This is a genomic window from Kineosporia mesophila, from assembly GCF_021129235.1.
GTDB lineage: Bacteria > Actinomycetota > Actinomycetes > Actinomycetales > Kineosporiaceae > Kineosporia > Kineosporia mesophila.
In genome coordinates, this window is record NZ_JAJOMA010000021.1 from 45034 (window position 1) to 63391 (window position 18358).

The following is an 18358-nucleotide window of genomic DNA, read 5'->3' on the forward strand; positions in this document are numbered from 1 at the left end:
CGTTATGGCAACGACGCCGAGCCCGCTTCGCGCCCTGGTGGTGGACGACGAGCCCCCGGCCCTGTCCGAACTGGCCTGGCTGCTGGGTTCGGACGACCGCATCGGCCGGGTGCTGACCGCCGACAGTGGTGCCCAGGCCCTGCGCGTCCTCGAGACCGAGCAGGTCGACGTGTTGTTCTGCGACATCTCCATGCCCGGGCTGAACGGCCTGGACCTGGCCCGGGTGCTGGCCCGCTACAGCTCCCGCCCGCACCTGGTCTTCGTCACCGCCTATGAGCAGCACGCCGTGGAGGCCTTCGACGTGCGGGCCGTCGACTACGTGCTCAAGCCGGTGCGGGCGCAGCGGCTGGCCGAGGCGGTGCGGCGGGCGGTGGAGGCACAGAGTGCCGTGCCCGTTCCGGTGCCCGAACGTGACGAGGACATCCCGGTCGAGCTGGGCGGCGTCACCCGCTTCGTGCGGCGTTCCACCGTGCTCTTCGTCGAGGCCTCGGGCGACTACGCGCGGCTGCACACGGCCGGGGGCAGCCATCTGATCCGGGTGCCCCTGAGCACTTTGGAGGACCGCTGGGGCACCGCCGGTTTCGTGCGCATCCACCGCAGCACCCTGATCAACATGCGGCACGTGAGCGAGCTGCTGATGGACGGCGGCCGGTTCCACGTGCGGCTCGGCAGCCACCACCTGACCGTGAGCCGGCGGCACACTCGCCAGGTGAAAGACCTGCTGATCCGCCGGGACGCCCGATGACCGACCGCGTGCGGGCGAGCGACCGGATCCGGGCGACCGAACGCGCACGAGCCACCGAGCGCGTCCGGGTGACCAGCCCGCGGATGTCGGCCGTCGCGCGTCCGGAGATCCGCCCGGCCACCCGGGAGATCGACGAGGAGACCGAGGTCGGCGAGGTCTACCTCAAAGCCCTGCTGCGCTCCCAGCTCCGGCCGGCCCTCGTGGTTCTCGGCGTGGTGCTGGGGGGTCTCGGTGGGCTGCCACTGTTCTTCCTGGCCCTGCCCGAGGTCGCCGACACCCGGGTCGGCCCGGTGACGGTGGCCTGGATCGTGCTCGGGGTCGCCGTGTTCCCGCTGCTGTTCGTGGCGGCCTGGTGGCACGTGCGCGCCGTGGAGCGAGCCGAACGCGACTTCACGGAGATCCTGCGGCGCCGGTGAGCACCTGGATCGCCGTTGCCCTGGTCTGCGCCGCGACGCTGCTGGTAGGCGCCCTCGGCCTGCGCCTGTCGCGCACCACCAGCGACTTCTACGTGGCCTCGCGGATGGTCAGCCCGCGCTGGAACGCGTCCGCGATCGGCGGTGAGTACATCTCCGGCGCCAGCTTTCTCGGGGTGGCCGGGCTGATCTTCGCGACCGGCAGCGACATGCTCTGGTACTCGATCGGCTACACCGCGGGCTACCTGGTGCTGCTGGCGCTGGTCGCCGCGCCGCTACGTCGCAGCGGCGCCTACACGCTGCCCGACTTCGCGCAGATCCGCCTGCGCTCGGCCGGAGTGCGCCGGGTCACGGCCGTTCTCGTCGTCGGTATCGGCTGGCTCTACCTGCTGCCGCAGTTCCTCGGCGCCGGGCTGGCCCTGCGCACGGCCACCGGGGCGCCGGGCTGGGTCGGTACGGCGATCGCGGTGCTGGTGGTCGTGGCGAACGTGACCGCGGGCGGCATGCGGTCGGTGACGTTCGTGCAGGCCTTCCAGTACTGGCTCAAGCTGACCGCGATCGCGCTGCCCGTCGTCCTTCTCCTGATCGCCTGGCACTCCGACGGATCCCCGAGCCCCGCGTCCGTACCCGGTTCTGAGTGGTCCGAGCCCCTGAGCGGCGGCGACCACCCGGTCTACCGCACCTATTCACTGCTCCTGGCCCTGTTGTTCGGCACGATGGGCCTGCCGCACGTGCTGGTGCGGCTCTACACCAACCCCGACGGCCGGGCCGCCCGCCGCACGGTGCTCTCGGTGATCGCCCTGCTCGGCGCCTTCTACCTGTTCCCGCCGGTCTACGGGGCCCTGGGCCGGATCTACGCCGGCGACCTGCTGGACAGTCCCGACTCGATGATGCTCCTGCTGCCCGGCCGGATGCTCGGCGAACCCTGGGGAGACCTGGCTACCGCCCTGCTCACCGCCGGCGCGTTCGCCGCATTCCTGTCCACCTCCAGCGGCCTCACCATCTCCGTCGCCGGCGTACTCAGCCAGGACCTGCTGCGGGGACGCTTCCGCACCAGCGTCAGCGGGTTCCGGGTCGGCGCCGGGCTGGCCGTGCTGGTCCCGGCCACGCTCTCGCTGCTCGGCGTGCGCACCGGCCTGGCCGACACCGTGACCCTGGCCTTCGCCCTGGCCGCGTCCACCTTCTGCCCCCTGCTGGTGCTGGGCATCTGGTGGCGGGGCCTGACCCGGGCCGGAACGCTGGCCGGGCTGGTGGTCGGGGGCCTGCTGGCCAGCACCGCCGTGCTGCTGACGGTGTCCGGGGCGGTCTCGTCCGGCTGGCCCGCCGCCCTGCTCGGGCAGCCCGCGGCCTGGACCGTACCGACGGCGTTCCTGGTGATGGTGGTGGTCTCCCTGCGCACCCGCCGCACCCCCGGGGTGAACACGATCATGGTGAGACTGCACGCCCCGGAAGCCCTCGACCTGGACCGAGGCGACCACCCCACCCCGCCGTAGCCGACAACCCTCCCCGCCCTCCTTTCCGTGATCATGCAAAACCTCCCCGGCGTTCTAGAACTCTCCGAACCACAGTTCTAGAACTCTGGGGAGGCTTTGCATGATCACGGGGGAGTTGGGGGGGCAATCACGGCGAGGGCTGGGAGGGAGTTGCCACGCACCGCCCGGGTGGGGCCACTCGTCGTGCCCGGACGACCGCTCACCCCCCTCACATTCACCGCACATCGCCTGCCGGGAACCATCCACCGAAGTGACGGCGGTCACCCCTATCGGCAGGTGAGTGACCCGGCTCACAGTGAGCGCGCATCTGCGCAATCGACGCGTACCGAGTCATATGAGGAGCTGTGATGTCCGACGATCAGCCCGACCGCCCCCTCGGCGGCACCGGATACCAGGAGGTGCAGGCGAGCGACGAGTTCCAGGAGTTGCGCACGCGCTTCCGCCGGTTCGTCTTTCCGCTGACCGGCGTCTTCCTGGCCTGGTACTTCCTCTACGTGGCGCTCTCCGCCTACGCCCCCGACTTCATGAGCACCGAGGTCATCGGCCGGGTCAACATCGGCCTGATCATCGGTCTGCTGCAGTTCGTCTCGACCTTCACGATCACCATGGCCTACGCCCGCTGGGCCGACCGCGAGTTCGACCCGACCGCCGACCGCCTGCGCGCGCACATCGAGGACGGTGAGACCGAGTGAAGTGGCCCATGCCCGCCGCGGCAACGGCTTCCGGTGACATCGGCAGCCCCGCGCTGAACATCACGATCTTCATCGTCTTCGTCGTGATCACCCTGGCGATCGTGCTGCGGGCCTCCCGCAACAACCGCACGGCCGCCGACTACTACGCCGGTGGCCGCGCCTTCACCGGGCGGCAGAACGGCATCGCGATCGCCGGTGACTACCTCTCCGCCGCCAGCTTCCTGGGTATCGCCGGGGCCATCGCGACGGTCGGCTACGACGGCTTCATGTACTCCATCGGCTTCCTCGTGGCCTGGCTCGTCGCCCTGCTGCTCGTGGCCGAACTCCTGCGCAACACCGGCCGTTTCACCATGGCCGACGTGCTCAGCTTCCGCCTGCGACAGGGTCCGGTGCGCACCGCGGCCGCGATCTCGACCCTGGCGGTGAGCTTCTTCTACCTGCTGGCCCAGATGGCCGGTGCCGGTGGCCTGGTGAACCTGCTGCTGGGCGTGGACGGTTCGGCCGGCCAGAACCTCACCATCGCGGTCGTCGGCATCCTGATGATCGTCTACGTGCTGGTCGGCGGGATGAAGGGCACCACCTGGGTACAGATCATCAAGGCCGTGCTGCTGATCATCGGCGCCGCCCTGATGACCGTCTGGGTGCTGGGCAAGGCCGGGCTGAACTTCTCGGCGCTGCTCGGTGACGCCGCCGCGGCCTCCCCGGCAGGCACCGCGCTGCTGGAACCCGGTCTGCGGTACGGCCTCACGGACACCACGAAGCTGGACTTCATCTCGCTCGGCCTGGCCCTGGTGCTCGGTACGGCCGGCCTGCCGCACGTACTGATGCGCTTCTACACCGTGCCGAACGCGAAAGAGGCCAGGCGCAGCGTGGTCTGGGCGATCTGGCTGATCGGCATCTTCTACCTGTTCACCCTGGTGCTCGGTTTCGGCGCGGCCTGGCTGGTCGGGCCGGAGAAGATCATGGCCGCACCCGGCAAGGCCAACTCGGCGGCACCGCTGCTGGCCTTCGAGTTGGGCGGCACGCTGCTGCTGGGGGTGATCGCGGCCGTCGCCTTCGCCACGATCCTCGCCGTGGTGGCGGGCCTGACCATCACCGCGAGCGCGTCGTTCGCCCACGACATCTACGCGAACGTGATCAAGAAGGGTGCGGTGCGGGCGGACGACGAGGTCCGGGTCGCGCGGATCACGGCCGTGGTCATCGGTGCGGTCGCGATCGTCGGCGGCATCTTCGCCAAGGACCAGAACGTCGCCTTCCTGGTGGCCCTGGCCTTCGCGGTGGCGGCCTCGGCCAACCTGCCGACGATCCTCTATTCGCTGTTCTGGAAGCGGTTCAACACCCGGGGTGCCCTGTGGAGCATTTACGGCGGGCTGACCTCGGCGATCGTGCTGATCATCTTCTCCCCGGTGGTCTCCGGGAAGATCGACGCGAAGACCGGGGCCTCACTGTCGATGATCACCGACACCGGGATCGACTTCCACTGGTTCCCGCTGGACAACCCGGGCATCGTGTCGATCCCGATCGGCTTCCTGCTCGGCTATCTCGGCACCATCACCAGCAAGGAGGTCGGCTCGGCGGAGAAGTATGCCGAGATGGAGGTCCGCTCCCTCACCGGTGCGGGTGCCGAGAAGGCCGTGGAGCACTGATCCTCAGCCGAAACGCCAGGTGTGCGTGACCTCTGAGGTGCGGCGGTCGGTGACGATCCGCAACCGCTCGTCGAGGATGGTGGCCGTGTCCACCACGTAGGCCCGGCCTGTTCCGTCGAAGGTCGTCCGGCGCATCACCAGCGCCGGGCGACCTTCTGCGGTCGAGTTGAGCGCGGCCAGACCGGCGCTCAGGGCCTCGGCGGTGAGGGCTTCCTCGGCCCGCTCGGGGTGGGTTCCGGTGGCCTCGCCGATCGCACCGTAGAGCGGGGTGACCCGGAAGTCGACCTCCGCGATCGCCTGGGCCCACGGCTGCGGGACCCAGGAGACCTGGTGCAGCAACGGGATTCCGCGGACCGACCGTAGCCGCTCCAGTCGCAGCGCGGCCGCCTCGGCGGGCACGCCCAGCTCGATCGCCACCTCGCGCGGCAGCTTGCCGGTCTGCACGTCGAGCACCTCGGTGCGCAGCGGCACGCCCTGGGTGTTCAGCTCGTCGGCGAGGCTGCGCAGGTTGGCCTGGTCGTGGGTGACCTCGGGGGGAACCACGAAGGTGCCCCGCCCGGCCCGCTGCTCGATCAGCCCGTCGTCCTGCAGCGCCTTCAGCGCCTGACGCAGAGTCATCAGCGTCACGTTGTACTCGTCGCTCAGGACGCGCTGCGGGGGCAGGGCGCCATCGGCACCGAAATCCCCGGCGCGAATCCGCTCGGCCAGTGCGTCGGCGATCCGGCGGTACTTCGGTTCAACTGCCACCCGCTCAGATTAGGGCCAACGCGGCTCGATGATCGCGTCCAGGGCCGTGCGCACCTCCCGCACCAGGCCGGCAACCTCGTTCGCGCTCTCTCCCGCCAGTACCCGGCGCATCACGGCGGCCCCCATGATCACGCCGTCCGCGTGCCGGGCCGCCTGCGCCGCGGTCTGCGGCCCGGAGATGCCGAAGCCCATCAGCACCGGCCGGTCGGTGGCCGCCCGTACCCGGGTCGCCAGGTCGGCCGCCTGGTCACCGAGCGTGGTGCGCTCACCGGTGGTGCCCATGACGGTGGACGCGTACACGAACCCGGAGCCCTGGTCGGCGATCGCTTCGATGCGGTCGGGTGGGGTGGACGGCGCCACGATCAGCACGGTCTCGATCCCGTGCGACCGGGCGGCGGCGAGCAGGGGCGTCGCCTCGTCCAGCGGGGTGTCGACGGGGATCAGCCCCGACACCCCCGCACTGGCCAGACGTTCGCAGAACACCCCGGCCCCGCGGTGCCGGATCAGGTTGCTGTAGGTCATGACGACCAGCGGGACGTTCAGGTCCAGTTCCGCCACCGCGGCCAGCGCCCGGTCGGTGGTCATGCCCTGATCCAGCGCCCGTTGTGAGGCCTCCTGGATGGTCGTGCCCTCGAGCATCGGGTCGGAGTAGGGCAGCCCGATCTCGATCGCGTCGGCCCCGGCGTCGGCCAGCGCCTCGACCAGCCCGGTCCAGCCGGGTGTCACCCCCGCGGTGACATAGGGCACGAGGGCCTTGCGGCCCTGGTCACGGTGGTCGCGCAGGTGGCGTTCCAAGGGTGGACGCCCGAGGGTCACGGTGGTCATTTCAGCAGTTCCCTCACCTGGGCGGCGTCTTTGTCGCCGCGGCCGGACAGGGTCACCAGAACCGTCGAGGAGGTGGGCAGTTCGTCGGTACCGGCGGCCCGCAGCACCCAGGCCACGGCGTGACAGCTCTCCAGGGCGCCGAGAATGCCCTCGGTGCGGGCCAGTTTCACCATCGCGGCCAGCACCTCGTCGTCATCGGCGCTGACGTAGGTGGCGCGGCCGGAGTCGGCGAGATGGGCGTGCTCCGGGCCGACACCGGGATAGTCCAGACCGGCCGAGACCGAGTGCGCCTCCAGCACCTGCCCATCGTCGTTCTGCAGCAGGTAGGACTCGAAGCCGTGCAGGATGCCGGGCGAGCCGTTGCCGATCGAGGCCCCGCCGGCCGCCTCCACGCCGACCAGCCGGGCAGAGGTGCCGACGAACCCGGCGAAGGTGCCCGCCGCGTTCGAGCCGCCACCCACGCAGGCGACCACGACGTCCGGAATTCCGGCCGGCAGCAGCTGTGCGCACTGCCCCCGGGCCTCTTCACCGATGACCCGCTGGAACTCCCGCACCATCCACGGGTACGGATGCGGGCCCATCACCGAACCGATGCAGTAGTGCGCGGTCTCGGACTGCCCCACCCAGTGCCGGAATGCCTCACTGGTGGCGTCGGCGAGGGTCTGGCTGCCGGACGTCACCGGCACCACCTTCGCGCCGAGCAGCTCCATCCGGAACACGTTGAGCGCCTGCCGCTCGACATCCTTGGCGCCCATGAACACCGTGACGTCGAGCCCGAGCAGGGCCCCGACGGTGGCGGTGGCCACGCCGTGCTGGCCGGCCCCGGTCTCGGCCAGCAGGGTGGTGCAACCCCTGCGCTGGGCCAGAAGTGCTTGCCCCAGAACATTATTGATCTTGTGCGAGCCGGTGTGGGCGAGATCTTCGCGCTTGAGCAGCACGGTGACCCCGAGTTCGGCGGAGAGCCGGGCGGCGGGCGTGACCGGCGTGGGGCGCCCGGCGTAGACGGCCAGCGTGCGGGTCAGATGCTCGCGGAACGCCGAATCCGACCAGGCGGAACGAAACTCACGCTCGAGGGAGCGGCAGGCCGGGATCAGCGCCTCGGGTACGTAACGGCCACCGAAGGCGCCGAACCGGCCGTCGGCGCCGGGATCGGCCAGGACGGATGCGGTCTGGGTCATGTCTTGACCCTAAGAGTTCTAGAACTCTCGCGCAAGAGTTCTAGAACTCTTGCGCGAAGTCGGAGCTGATCTTGAGGAACCGGCCCGGGCCCCGGAGGGCCTCCCTGAGGAAAAACCCTTGCCTGATTGGGCCATCTGAACCGACTCCGGAAACTTCTCTGCCGAAGTTCAAGTTGAGACCGACAGAGCAGGTAAGCGAACAGACGTCTATGGAGCGGCGGTGAGCACCATGAGCTCGATGACCATCGTGCCGGTCGCGAACCAGCACCTCACGGCCAGTAGCTATGCCCCCGTACTGCAGCACAACAGCCGCACGGATCTGCGTGCCCTGGTGAAGTCCGACGGCACGGCGGACACGGCCCGCCAGCTGGCCGGCGCGGTGCAGACCCGGGTCGGTGTCGAGGCGGCGACCTCGGTACTGGCCACGAGCACGGAGAACCGCACGCGGCAGTACGAGGAGCGCTCGGCCACGAGCAATGTCACGGCCCGGCGGAGCACCAGCAGTGCGGGCGCGGGCAGCACCGGCGGGGCGGCCGGCACGCTGGAACCCGACACCGGCGCCGCCCCGGAGCAGGCCCGTCCGGACCTGCCCCAGCTCGGCGCCGTGATCGACCTCTACCTCTGAACCCGACGGCGTCGGCTCAGCGCACGAGTCGGCGCCGCACCTCCTGTCGCGCCTGGTTCAGGCGCGACTTCACTGTTCCCAGCGGCAGGTCGAGACGCCGGGCGATCTCCTCGTACTCCAGATCGGCCAGGTCGCGGTAGACGAAGGGCAGCACCAGCTGGGGGTGCGAGCTCTCCAGCGACTCCAGAGCCTCCAGCAGGTCGATGCGCGACCCGGCGATCACGCTCGTGCGCCGGGGGTCGGGGCGCACCTGCTCCTCCACGGTGAGGGGCTGCTCGCCCGCCCTGCGCTTCAGGTCGCGGTAGGTCTGCCGGGCGGCGTTCGACACGACCACGTAGAGCCACGTGCGGAACGAACTGCGGCCCTCGAAGCTGCTGATGCGGCGCGCCACCTGGAGCAGCGCGTCCTGCGCGGCCTCTTCGGCGTCTTCCCGATGGGGCAGCATCTTGCCGGTCCGGCGTAGTACTTCTGGCTGAATGGCGGCGAGGAGATCGTTGAGAGCTGCGTCATCGCCGGCCGCGGCAGCCCTCGCCAAGATATCGATCCGGTCACTACCGGGTCGAGAGGCGCCCTGAGGGGCAGCGAACTCTTCGGGTACGTCGGTCATAGCGGCATGATGCTGCCATGCCTCTGCCCGAGCTGATCGGCCGATACCGGCCCGTCCGTCGCCTCGGTGCCGGTGGTTTCGCTGTGGTGTGGCTCGCCCACGACGAGTCACTGGACGCCGAGGTCGCTGTCAAGGTCATGGCCGACAACTGGGCCGACCGCCTTGACCTGCGCGAACGCTTCCTGCGCGAGGCCCGCATGCTGCGCCAGGCGGCGTCCCAGCGGATCGTGCAGGTCTTCGACATCGGTGAGCTGGCCGACGACCGGCCCTACCTGGTGATGGAGTACGCCGATCGCGGAACTCTCGCCGATCGGGTCAAGGCCGACGGCGCCTATCCCCTGGCCGAGGCACTACGTGTCACCGCCGAGGTGGCCCGGGGGGTGGCCGAGCTGCATTCCGCCGGGGTGGTGCACCGCGACCTGAAGCCCTCGAACGTGCTGATCACGTCGGTGCGCGGCGGCGGTGAGCGGCTGCTGGTGGCCGACCTGGGAGTGGCCAAGAGCCTGGCCCACGGCTCGGGCGTGACGATGTCGGTCGGCTCGGCCGGGTACATGGCGCCCGAGCAGATGGAACCGCAGATCGGCGTCGACCCGCGCGCCGACGTGTACAGCCTGGGTGCGTTCGCCTACCACCTGATGACGGCCGAGAAGCCCCCGATCTCGCTGGTCCTGCGCGAGAAGCTGCCGTCCGACCTGCCCCCCGCGGTGCGCGAGACGCTGCTGCTCACGCTGCTGAGCGACCGGGAGAACCGCTGGCCCGATGCCGCCAGCCTGGCCGCGCGGTTCGACGAGCTGGCCTCCCACATCGATGATGACGTCACCGTGGCCGCGATCCCGACGCGTGGTCACGGCGGTTCGGGCTTCACCCCGACGCCGGGCTCGTTCACGCCCGGAGGCACGGGCGGTTCCGCCTTTCCACAGCCGGTCAGCCCGACGCCGGGCTGGAACTATCAGGGCACGCCGGACCCGCAGTCAGCCCGGACCGGGACGGGATGGCAGAACTACCAGGGCAGCCCCACCGGCCCGGGCCAGTTCACCCAGCAACCTCCGTCCGGACGGCAGCCGGCCCCTCAGGACAGTTACCGGGGCAGCTACGCGAACGCTCCCTCGAACACCCCGCACCGGACGCCGGACTCCCAGGGGTGGAGTCAGAGCGGCTACGCGCAGACCCCTCAGGGGGCCGGGCAGCAGTACAACCAACCCCAGCAGACTCCCAGCCCTCTCCAGGGGTTCCAGCCGGCTCAGGCGGCGACGCAGAGGCCCTCCACGACCCCGGCCCGGCCGCTGGGCCGGGGGCACGGGCGCTGGATCGCGACGATGACGGCCGTGGTGGTCCTGGCCGCGGCCACCGGTATCGGGGCGGTACTGCTCTGGCAGTGGCGGGCCGGCCGCGACCTGACGGTCACCGACGCCAGCGGTTCGATCACTCTCACCGCGCCCCCCGTCTTCGGCTCCGAGCTGGTGAAGTCCGGCTGGAACCCGACCACGATCGGGCTCACCGCCACGAAGGCCGACGGCCTGCTGCTCTCGGACCGGGTCGAGGACTGGTCCGACCTCACGCAGAACATCAACGGTGTGTTCGTCGGGCTGAGTGACTCCAAGAACCTGCCGAAGAAGGTCAAGGCCATCACCCACGACAAGTGCACCGACGGCAAGGCGAAGCCGTTCGAGGTCAGCAGCGGGTGGACGGGTGAGATCCATACCTGGACCGACTGCGAGACCGGCACCGGCCAGGTGCAGGAGGCGTACCTGGAGCCCCAGGAGGGCAGCAGCACCTACGTCTACATGCAGATCCGCCGCACCGGCGACAACGATCACTCCCCCGAGCAACTGATCGACCAGCTGGTGGTCTCGGAGGGGTCCGCGACCCGGAACTGAGCTCGGCGGAAAAACACCCCGAACTTTTCCGGTGTCCGCCGCATCCAAGGTTTCAGCGCCCGCCCTGGGGCGCTCGTCATCCGGAAGGAGCGACCATGATCTCCACCCGCGCCGCCTACACCGGTCGCCGCCGGGCTCTCTCGGCGATGGCCCTGCTTCCTGCGGGCCTGCTCACCCTCGCTGCCTGTAGCTCGCCCTCGGCCACCCCGGTGGCCGACGCCACCGCCGGCCCGGCCGGTGTCAGCACCGCCAAGGCGTCGAGCAGCGCCACCGACGACGCGAGTTCGACGTCGTCCTCAAGCACCACAACAGAGGACGACGCCGAGCCGACCGCGGACCGCAAGGGTTGCGCAGCGGGCGGTTCCGACATCCCGGCCGGCGCCGGAACGGCCCCGGCGGGTGACCTGGACGGTGACGGCCAGGCCGACCAGGTCTGGCTGGCCGACGACGGCGACACCCGGCTGCTCGGTGTGAAGACGGCCTCGGGCGCGATTTTCGACACCACGTTCACCAACGGTGGCCCGGGCGCCGGCTCGGCGGTGGCCAACCGGCTGAGTGACGGCTCGGCGATCATCCTGCTCAGCACCAACCGCAGCGCCGCGCTCTACGCGGTGGTCGACTGCAAGATCGTGAAGACCCAGAACAAGAACGCCCAGCAGTACACCTTCGACCTCGGTTTCACGGGTTACGGCAACGGGGTCGCCTGCCCGGCCGTCGACGGGAAGCTCTACCTGGCCGGCTACCAGGCCGACAAGTCCGGTGGCAAGGCCTACACGATCACTCGCACCCGCATCGATCTCAGCGAGGGCGGCGCCCGGGCCGACAACGGCACGAAGACCGACCTGGGCGACTTCGCCGAGGGCTCCGCCACCTACCGCATCGCCCACAGCGTGGGCTGCGGTGACGTCGGTACCGCCAAGGAACCGCAGAGCTGACAGTTCCTCCGGCGCGGGTGGGTCTTTCAGTCCACCCGCGTCAGGGTGCCCGACGCCGTGTTGCCGACCGCGGTCTTGTCGGTCCAGGTGTAGCTGATCGTGTCGTCGCTGGTCCCGATCAGGATCACCTCGGCCTTGCGGGCGCAGGCGTTGTTCGGGTCGTCCGCGGCCTTCACCGGCGCGTCGAGCTCGGCCGTGTTGAAACCCGAGTTCTCCACGGTCAGATTCGCGAGACAGCCCAGCTCGGGCATGTTCATCGTGCCCGCCCGCTTCCTACCGCCGGTCAGCTCCATGCGCACGGTGAAGTTCGAGACCTTGCCCAGCGGCTGCGAGACTGTACCCTCCCAGGTGCCGCCCAGACCGTAGGGCAGCGTGCCGGAGGCCGCGACCTTGTTCGTACCACCGTTGTAGTCGTCGGCCGAAGACGCCCCCTTGGACTCCGAACCATCTGTGGCACAGTCAGAATCGGCCCCGACGTTGATGCGCCCACCACATCCGGCCGGATCCGGCGCACCCTTCGAACCGCTGCCGGAGCTGCTGCTCGACGAATCGTCCTGACTCACGTCGTTGTCGAGCGCCCGGTCCCGGACCACGATGGACACGGCCACGATCAGCACGGCCGCCGCCGTGGCCAGGACGACCGAACGGCCCCGGTTCGGCGTCTTCTGACGCGGCGCCGGGACACCGGAGTTACCGGCCCCCCAAACCTGGGGCTGGGGCTGAGACCCGTTCCAGCCGGGCCCGTTCGAGGGCTGGGGCCCGTTCGAGGGCTGGGGCCCGGCCGCGCCACCGGCCCGCCGAGCCGGACCGGGAGCCGAGGCCGACGGCCCCCCGTACGTGGGCAGCACGCCGTAGTCCGGCGACGGGGTGCCGAAGTTCGGCGGCGGGCTGCCGTGATTCGACGGCGGGGCGCCGTGATTCGAAGGCTGGCTGCCGTAGTTCGAGGGCGGGCTGCCGTGGTTCGAGGACGAGGCGCCGTGATTCGAAGGCTGGCTGCCGTAGTTCGAGGACGAGGCGCCGTGATTCGAAGGCTGGCTGCCGTAGTTCGAGGGCTGGCTACCGTGATTCGAGGGCGAGGTGCCGTAGTTCGAGGGCGGGCTGCCGTGGTTCGAGGACGAGGCAGCTCGGTTCGAAGGCGAGGCAGCCCGGTTCGAAGGGGCGCCATAGGCCGGAGGAACACCCTGACCCGAGGACGAAGCACCCTGGTTCGACGACGAAGCACTCTGCGGAGTCTGGCCCTGCTGAACCTGCCCCTGCTGAACCTGGCCCTGCTGAACCTGCCCCCGCGGTCCCGGCGCGCCCTGGGAGGGCTGCACATACATGGCCCGGCTGTGCTGGGGCTGGCCGTACTGGGGCTGCTCGGGTGCGTTCGGCGCGTACGTGCCCCACGGCGGCAGGTGTCCAACAGCCGGATCGGAGTCCGAACCGGAGCCCGGTACCGCTGCCGCGGCCGCGCCGGCGGCGGACGCTGCGGTGGACCGGCCCTTCCCCGCCGGGCCACCCGGGCCGGTGACCGGGGCGGCTGGGAGGCCGGGTGCGTCCATCATTGATGCGTCTACCCGGGTCTCGCCCATCGCCGCCGGCTGGTGCACCGCCGTGAGGTGGGCGTCGGGGTGGGCCGAGGTGTAGCCCACGGTTGGGCCGGTGGAACTGGCCTCGACCAGCTGCGTGGCCTCGGCCAGCACGATCGTCGCGTTCGGGGTGTCGAGCTCGGAGGGCCGCCCCAGCAACATGTACAGCGTCTGCTGGGCGGTCGGCCGACGGGCCGGATCCTTGCTGAAGCAGTGCCGCAGAACGGTGAGCAGTTCCGGCGGTATGCCGGTGAGATCCGGCTCCTCGTTAGCGATCTTGTTGATCGCGGCCATGATGTGGTTGGCCTCGAACGGGGCCCGGCCGGTGGCGGCGAAGGCCATCACCGAACCCCAGGCGAACATGTCGGTGGCGGGGCCCACCTTCTCGGCGCGCAGCTGCTCCGGCGACATGTAGGCCGGGGTGCCGAAGAGCTTGCTGACCTTGGTGGTGTCTTGCGCGAGGTCGCGGGCGATGCCGAAGTCGATGACCCGCGGACCCTCCGGCGACATCATCACGTTGGCCGGTTTGAGGTCACGGTGCACCACACCGACCTGGTGGATGGCGGCGAGCGCGGTGGACGTGCCGATGGCCAGACGCTGCAGACGGGTGCCGGTCAGGGGCCCGCGCTCGGCGACGTACTGCTGGAGGGACGGCCCGTCGATGAACTCGCTGATGACGTACGGCGACGGGCCGTCGGTCTCGAAGCCGATGATCTGCGCCGTGCAGAACGGGGCCACCCGGCGGGCGGCAGCGACCTCCCGGGCGAAGAGCGCGCGGGAGTGGTCGTCCTCGACCCGCAGCAGCTTGACCGCGACCCGCTCGTCGTCGGGGGAAACACCGAGGTAGACAACGCCCTGACCACCGGCCCCGATGCGGCCGGTGAGCCGGTATCCGGCCACCTGCGCAGGGTCTCCGGCACGTAAGGGGGCGATGTCAGGCACCGTTGCAGTCTGCCATCCGAAGCGCGTGATTCAGTAGTACTCAGGGTGAACGACCACGCCTGTACCGTTTTCCGTCACCCTGCGCCAATAGGATGTCACTGTGGGCTGAGTGTTCCGTTGGCGTTGTTGCCGTCCGCCTCGCTGTCCGTCCAGTCGAACACCAGCTCGTTGTCGCTCGTGTGCTGCAACCTCACCGAACTGCGGTCGGAGCACTGGTCCCACAGATCGTTCTCCAGCAGCGTCGCCATCTGCATCGAGTCGCCGTTACCGGAGAGATAGGTGAGCACACCGTCGCAGCCGAGATCACGACTGGTCATCCGGCCGGTGGCCCCGTCGGCGTCCAGCGTGATGGTCACGTCCCACTCGGTCACCTTGCCCAGGGGCTGCATGACCGTGCCGGTCCAGACACCGTCGGCCCAGGCGGGCAGCGTGAAGGCCGCATCATCGGTGGACGACGGCCCGGCACCGTCCGTCGGCTGCCCGTCGGTCGTGGGCCCCGGAGCCGGGGTGCCTGTCTGCCCGGTGGGCGTCGACGCATCGTGGTCCAGGAGCGTGCGCACCACGATCGCGCCGCCGGCCACCAGGGCGATCGCGAGCACCAGCACGGCCAGCACCGCCCCGACAGAAGATCCGAAGCCGTTCTTCCGCAGCGGCAGGGCCGACAGCGGGGAGCCGTCGGGCAGCGTGACGGGGGTGCCGTAGCGCGGGATCTCGACACCCACGGCGGTGGGCAGGGTGTCCGGCCCGGCGACCGAGGCGACCGGGGCCACGGGCTTCTCCGCGACCTGGGCCGGCGCGACCTGGACCTGCGCAGCCTGGGCCTGGTCGAACTTGGCCTGCTTCAGCTTCGCCTGCTGGGTCACCGGGGTGGGCACGGTCTCGTCCGCCGGATGGGTCTTGCCCGCGGTGCTCGCCTGCGCGAAACGGCTGCCTTCGGCCAGCACGGCGGTCGGATTGGGGATGTCCTGGTCGGGTGTCGGTCGCCCGAGCAGCATCGCGAGGGCCTGCTGAGCGGTCGGGCGCTGCTTCGCGTCCTTGGCCAGACACTTGAGGAGCACGTCGACGAGGGCGTCCGGCACCCCGTCGAGAATCGGCTCCATCGTGGTGATGCGGTGGACCACGGCCATCATGTGCCCGGCGTCGAACGGGGCCCGGCCGGTGGCGGCGAACGCGACCACCGACGCCCAGGCGAACATGTCGGTCTGCGGGCTCACCCGCTCGTTGCGGATCTGCTCCGGCGCCATGTAGGCCGGGGTCCCGAAAATCCGGCTGGTGACCGTGGTCTCGCTGGACATGTCGCGGGCGATACCGAAGTCGATCACCCGCGGGCCGTCCGGCGAGACCATCACGTTGGCCGGCTTGAAGTCGCGGTGCACGACACCCGCCTGGTGAATGGCGGCGAGTGCGGTGACGGTGCCGATCGCCAGTCGCTCGAGGCGGGTGCCGGTCATCGGGCCGGAGTCGCGCACCAGACGCTGCAACGACGGGCCTTCAATGAACTCGCTTACCACGTGTGGCTTTTCGCCGTCCAGGTCGAACGAGATCACCCGCGCGGTGCAGAACGGGGCGACCCGCCGGGCGGCGGCGACCTCCTTGGCGAACTGCCGTCGCGCCTGCTTGTCCTCCACCTGGCGCAGCTGCTTGATGGCGACCTTCTGGCCGTCGGCGCCGAGTGCGAGGAAGACGACTCCCTGACCACCCTGACCGAGGCGGCGAACAATGCGGTAGCCCGCGACCTGCTCGGGGTCGCCGGTGCGAAGCTCGGTCGCGTCAGGCATGACCGCCATAGTGCCAGTCCGCGCTGGGTAACCCCCAGAAACCGCCACATTGTGACCTGTGGATCACGACCGGTCACTACGGGACGTGACCGAAAGGTTCAGGGAGAACCCTGATGCTGTCGAGCGATTACGCATGGTTCACTGGCCGTGGGCCGAGCAGGCGGGCAATGGTGGACGTCGGCCCGCTTCGGTTCGAGGGGGCGGTGGCGGCATGGTCCGCGCGTGGCAAGGCGTTCGGGAACTCGTTCTGCTGGGCGCACTCTGGGGGCTCTACTCGCTGTCCCGGCTGCTGGCGTCGGCCGATCTGCACCCAGCCCTGAAGCGTTCGAGGTCGCTGCTGTCGTTCGAGAGGTTCACCGGGCTCGACCTCGAGCTGGGGCTCAACCGGTTCGCCGCGCATCACGAATGGCTCGGTGTCAGCGCGAGTTTCTACTACGCCGCCGCGCACTACGTGGTCACCGCGGCCGTGCTGGTGGCGCTCTGGTTCAGCGGCCCGCGGCCCTACCGGCCGGCCCGCAACGCATTGGTGCTGGCCACGGTGATCGCGCTGGCGGTCTACCTCACCCTGCCCACCGCACCGCCCCGGTTCCTGCCGGGCTACACCGATGTGGTGGCCACCAGCTCACATCTGGGCTGGTGGAGCCACGGTGACTCGCTGCCCGCCTCGATGGGACGGCTGACCAACGAGCTCGCGGCCATGCCCTCGATGCACGCCGGCTGGGCGCTGTGGGTGGCGCTGGCCGTCCGGCTGATCACCGCGAACCGGCCGCTGAGGGCGCTGGGCTGGGGTCATGCCGTCCTGACCGCCCTGGTCGTCGTCGGCACCGCCAACCACTGGACGCTCGACGTGCTGGCGGGGTGGCTGGTGGTCGCCGTGGCCTGGGCGGTGACGGCCAGGGCGGGGACGGCCAGGGTCGAGGCGGGCCGCCACCCCACCGGGCTCGTCAGTCCCGCTGAGGCTGGTACCCGGCAGCCGTGAGGTCGGCCACCACCTGCTCGCAGTGGGCCGGGCCCCGGGTCTCCAGCCAGAGCGCCACCTCGACCTCGTTCACCGGGGTGTGCGGGCCGGTGCGCACGTGCTCGACCTCCATCACGTTGGCGTCGGTGGTGGCCAGGCGCATGAGCAGCGCGGCCAGCGAGCCCGGGGAATCGGGAACCCGGACCTGGAGCCGCAGGTACCGCCCGGACGAGGCCAGGCCGTGCCGGATCAGGCGCATGAGCAGCAGCGGGTCGACGTTCCCGCCGGAGAGCACGGCCAGGGCCGGGGTCTCGATCTCCAGCTGCCCACCGAGCAGGGCCGCGACGGCCACCGCGCCGGCCGGCTCGATCAGCAGCTTCTGCCGTTCCAGCATCAGGATCAGGGCCCGGGAGATGGTCTCCTCGTCGACGGTGACCACCTCGTCCACCAGGTTGTCGACGATCGTGAACGGCACGTCCCCGGGGCGGCCGACCGCGATGCCGTCGGCCATGGTGCTCATCGAGGGCAGCGACTCGGGCTTACCGGCAGCCAGCGAGGGAGGGTAGGCGGCGGCGGTCTGGGCCTGCACGCCGATCACCCGGATGTCCGGGCGGCGGGCCTTGATCACGGTTGCCACGCCGGCCAGCAGACCCCCGCCACCGGTGCTGACCAGCACGGTCTTCACCTCGGGCTGCTGTTCCAGCAGCTCCAGGGCGATGGTGCCCTGACCGGCCACCACGTCGGGGTGGTCGAACGGGTGGATCATCACCGCGCCGCTGGACTCGGCGTGCGCCAGGGCACTCGACAGGCACTCGTCCACGGTGCTGCCGGTGAGCACCACCTCGGCGCCGTAACCGCGGGTGGCGTCGAGCTTGGGCAGCGGCGCCCCGACCGGCATGTAGACCCGGGACTCGATCCCGAGCAGGCGGGCGGCGAGCGCCACCCCCTGGGCGTGGTTGCCGGCGCTGGCCGCGACCACGCCGCGGGCCTTCTCCTCGTCGGAGAGCCGGGCCATCCGGGTGTAAGCGCCGCGGATCTTGAACGAACCGGCACGCTGCTGGTTCTCGCACTTCAGGTAGACCGGGCCGCCGAGCAGGTCGGACAGGGCGCGGCTGCGTACCACCGGCGTACGCCGGATCACCGGTTCGAGCAACTGGGCCGCCGCCTCGACGTCGGCAACGGTCACGGGCAGGACGCGGTCCTCGACGGGCATGAACGGAATACTTGCACGCCCGCACGGGCGGTCGTGAGCCGACCGCGTCCGCCAGTCACCTCGTCCAGAAGCCCTCTGCCTGATCTTGGAAAAAGAGCCGCGGAAAAGAGGGG

At 70.3% G+C, this 18358-nt stretch carries 16 protein-coding genes; 9 read left to right on the top strand and 7 right to left on the bottom strand.

The features are described from left to right. Positions 1-4: 4 nt before the first annotated feature. The 5 genes from LR393_RS25700 (at position 5) to LR393_RS25720 (ending at position 4989) form a co-directional block, all read left to right on the top strand. Positions 5-745 (top strand): LytR/AlgR family response regulator transcription factor, encoded by a 741-nt coding sequence (locus LR393_RS25700; protein ID WP_231487283.1) that lies wholly within the window; start codon positions 5-7, stop codon positions 743-745. Further along, a complete protein-coding gene (locus LR393_RS25705; RefSeq protein WP_231487284.1) occupies positions 742-1161 on the top strand; it encodes a hypothetical protein in 420 nt (139 codons plus the stop codon). Before LR393_RS25700 ends, LR393_RS25705 begins: the two co-directional genes overlap by 4 nt. Further along, a complete protein-coding gene (locus tag LR393_RS25710) occupies positions 1158-2651 on the top strand; it encodes a sodium/solute symporter (protein ID WP_231487285.1) in 1494 nt (497 codons plus the stop codon). The genes LR393_RS25705 and LR393_RS25710 overlap by 4 nt, the downstream gene beginning before the upstream one ends. Positions 2652-2998: 347 nt before the next feature. Then, complete coding sequence (locus LR393_RS25715) at positions 2999-3343, top strand: DUF485 domain-containing protein (RefSeq protein ID WP_231487286.1); 345 nt, start codon at positions 2999-3001, stop codon at positions 3341-3343. Between the two features lie 8 nt (positions 3344-3351). Next, on the top strand, positions 3352-4989 hold the full coding sequence (locus LR393_RS25720) for a solute symporter family protein (RefSeq protein WP_231487287.1): 1638 nt from the start codon (positions 3352-3354) through the stop codon (positions 4987-4989). 3 nt (positions 4990-4992) lie between these two features. On the opposite strand, the gene LR393_RS25725 is transcribed toward LR393_RS25720, so the two are convergent. From LR393_RS25725 to trpB, 3 genes are read right to left on the bottom strand one after another with little or no spacing between them, the layout of a single operon-like run. Next, positions 4993-5736 (bottom strand): GntR family transcriptional regulator, encoded by a 744-nt coding sequence (locus LR393_RS25725; RefSeq protein ID WP_231487288.1) that lies wholly within the window; start codon positions 5734-5736, stop codon positions 4993-4995. A gap of 9 nt (positions 5737-5745) precedes the next feature. Further along, positions 5746-6561 (bottom strand): tryptophan synthase subunit alpha, encoded by an 816-nt coding sequence (trpA, locus tag LR393_RS25730; protein WP_231487289.1) that lies wholly within the window; start codon positions 6559-6561, stop codon positions 5746-5748. Continuing rightward, positions 6558-7739 carry a tryptophan synthase subunit beta gene (trpB, locus tag LR393_RS25735; protein ID WP_231487290.1) on the bottom strand — a complete coding sequence of 394 codons (1182 nt, stop codon included), beginning with the start codon at positions 7737-7739 and terminating at the stop codon, positions 6558-6560. The genes trpA and trpB overlap by 4 nt, the downstream gene beginning before the upstream one ends. Positions 7740-7959: 220 nt before the next feature. Here trpB and LR393_RS25740 point away from each other — a divergent pair, with 220 nt between their 5' ends. Beyond that, entirely contained in the window at positions 7960-8364 is a 405-nt protein-coding gene (locus tag LR393_RS25740) for a hypothetical protein (protein ID WP_231487291.1), read from the top strand. Between the two features lie 16 nt (positions 8365-8380). On the opposite strand, the gene LR393_RS25745 is transcribed toward LR393_RS25740, so the two are convergent. Continuing rightward, the gene (locus LR393_RS25745) at positions 8381-8971 is read right to left on the bottom strand and encodes an RNA polymerase sigma factor (RefSeq protein WP_231487292.1); all 591 of its coding nucleotides are present in this window, start codon (positions 8969-8971) and stop codon (positions 8381-8383) included. 17 nt (positions 8972-8988) lie between these two features. On the opposite strand from LR393_RS25745, the gene LR393_RS25750 reads away from it, so the two are divergent. Both LR393_RS25750 and LR393_RS25755 read left to right on the top strand, forming a co-directional pair. After that, positions 8989-10848 carry a serine/threonine-protein kinase gene (locus tag LR393_RS25750; RefSeq protein WP_231487293.1) on the top strand — a complete coding sequence of 620 codons (1860 nt, stop codon included), beginning with the start codon at positions 8989-8991 and terminating at the stop codon, positions 10846-10848. 95 nt (positions 10849-10943) lie between these two features. Next, positions 10944-11783: a hypothetical protein gene (locus tag LR393_RS25755; RefSeq protein WP_231487294.1), complete on the top strand. Its 840-nt coding sequence runs from the start codon at positions 10944-10946 to the stop codon at positions 11781-11783. Between the two features lie 26 nt (positions 11784-11809). On the opposite strand, the gene LR393_RS25760 is transcribed toward LR393_RS25755, so the two are convergent. Both LR393_RS25760 and LR393_RS25765 read right to left on the bottom strand, forming a co-directional pair. Beyond that, positions 11810-14296, bottom strand: coding sequence for a serine/threonine protein kinase (locus LR393_RS25760; protein ID WP_231487295.1), 2487 nt, complete (start codon positions 14294-14296; stop codon positions 11810-11812). A 95-nt stretch (positions 14297-14391) separates the two neighbouring features. Beyond that, positions 14392-16074 (bottom strand): serine/threonine protein kinase, encoded by a 1683-nt coding sequence (locus tag LR393_RS25765; protein ID WP_231487296.1) that lies wholly within the window; start codon positions 16072-16074, stop codon positions 14392-14394. Positions 16075-16285: 211 nt separating this feature from the next. Between LR393_RS25765 and LR393_RS25770 the strand changes: the two genes are divergently transcribed. Next, positions 16286-17053, top strand: a complete 768-nt coding sequence (locus LR393_RS25770) for a phosphatase PAP2 family protein (protein WP_231487297.1) — start codon at positions 16286-16288, stop codon at positions 17051-17053. Here the strand turns inward: LR393_RS25770 and ilvA are convergent. Beyond that, positions 17019-18245 (bottom strand): threonine ammonia-lyase, encoded by a 1227-nt coding sequence (ilvA, locus tag LR393_RS25775; RefSeq protein WP_231487298.1) that lies wholly within the window; start codon positions 18243-18245, stop codon positions 17019-17021. The two genes, LR393_RS25770 and ilvA, sit on opposite strands and share 35 nt — an antisense overlap. Between the last annotated feature and the right edge of the window lie 113 nt (positions 18246-18358).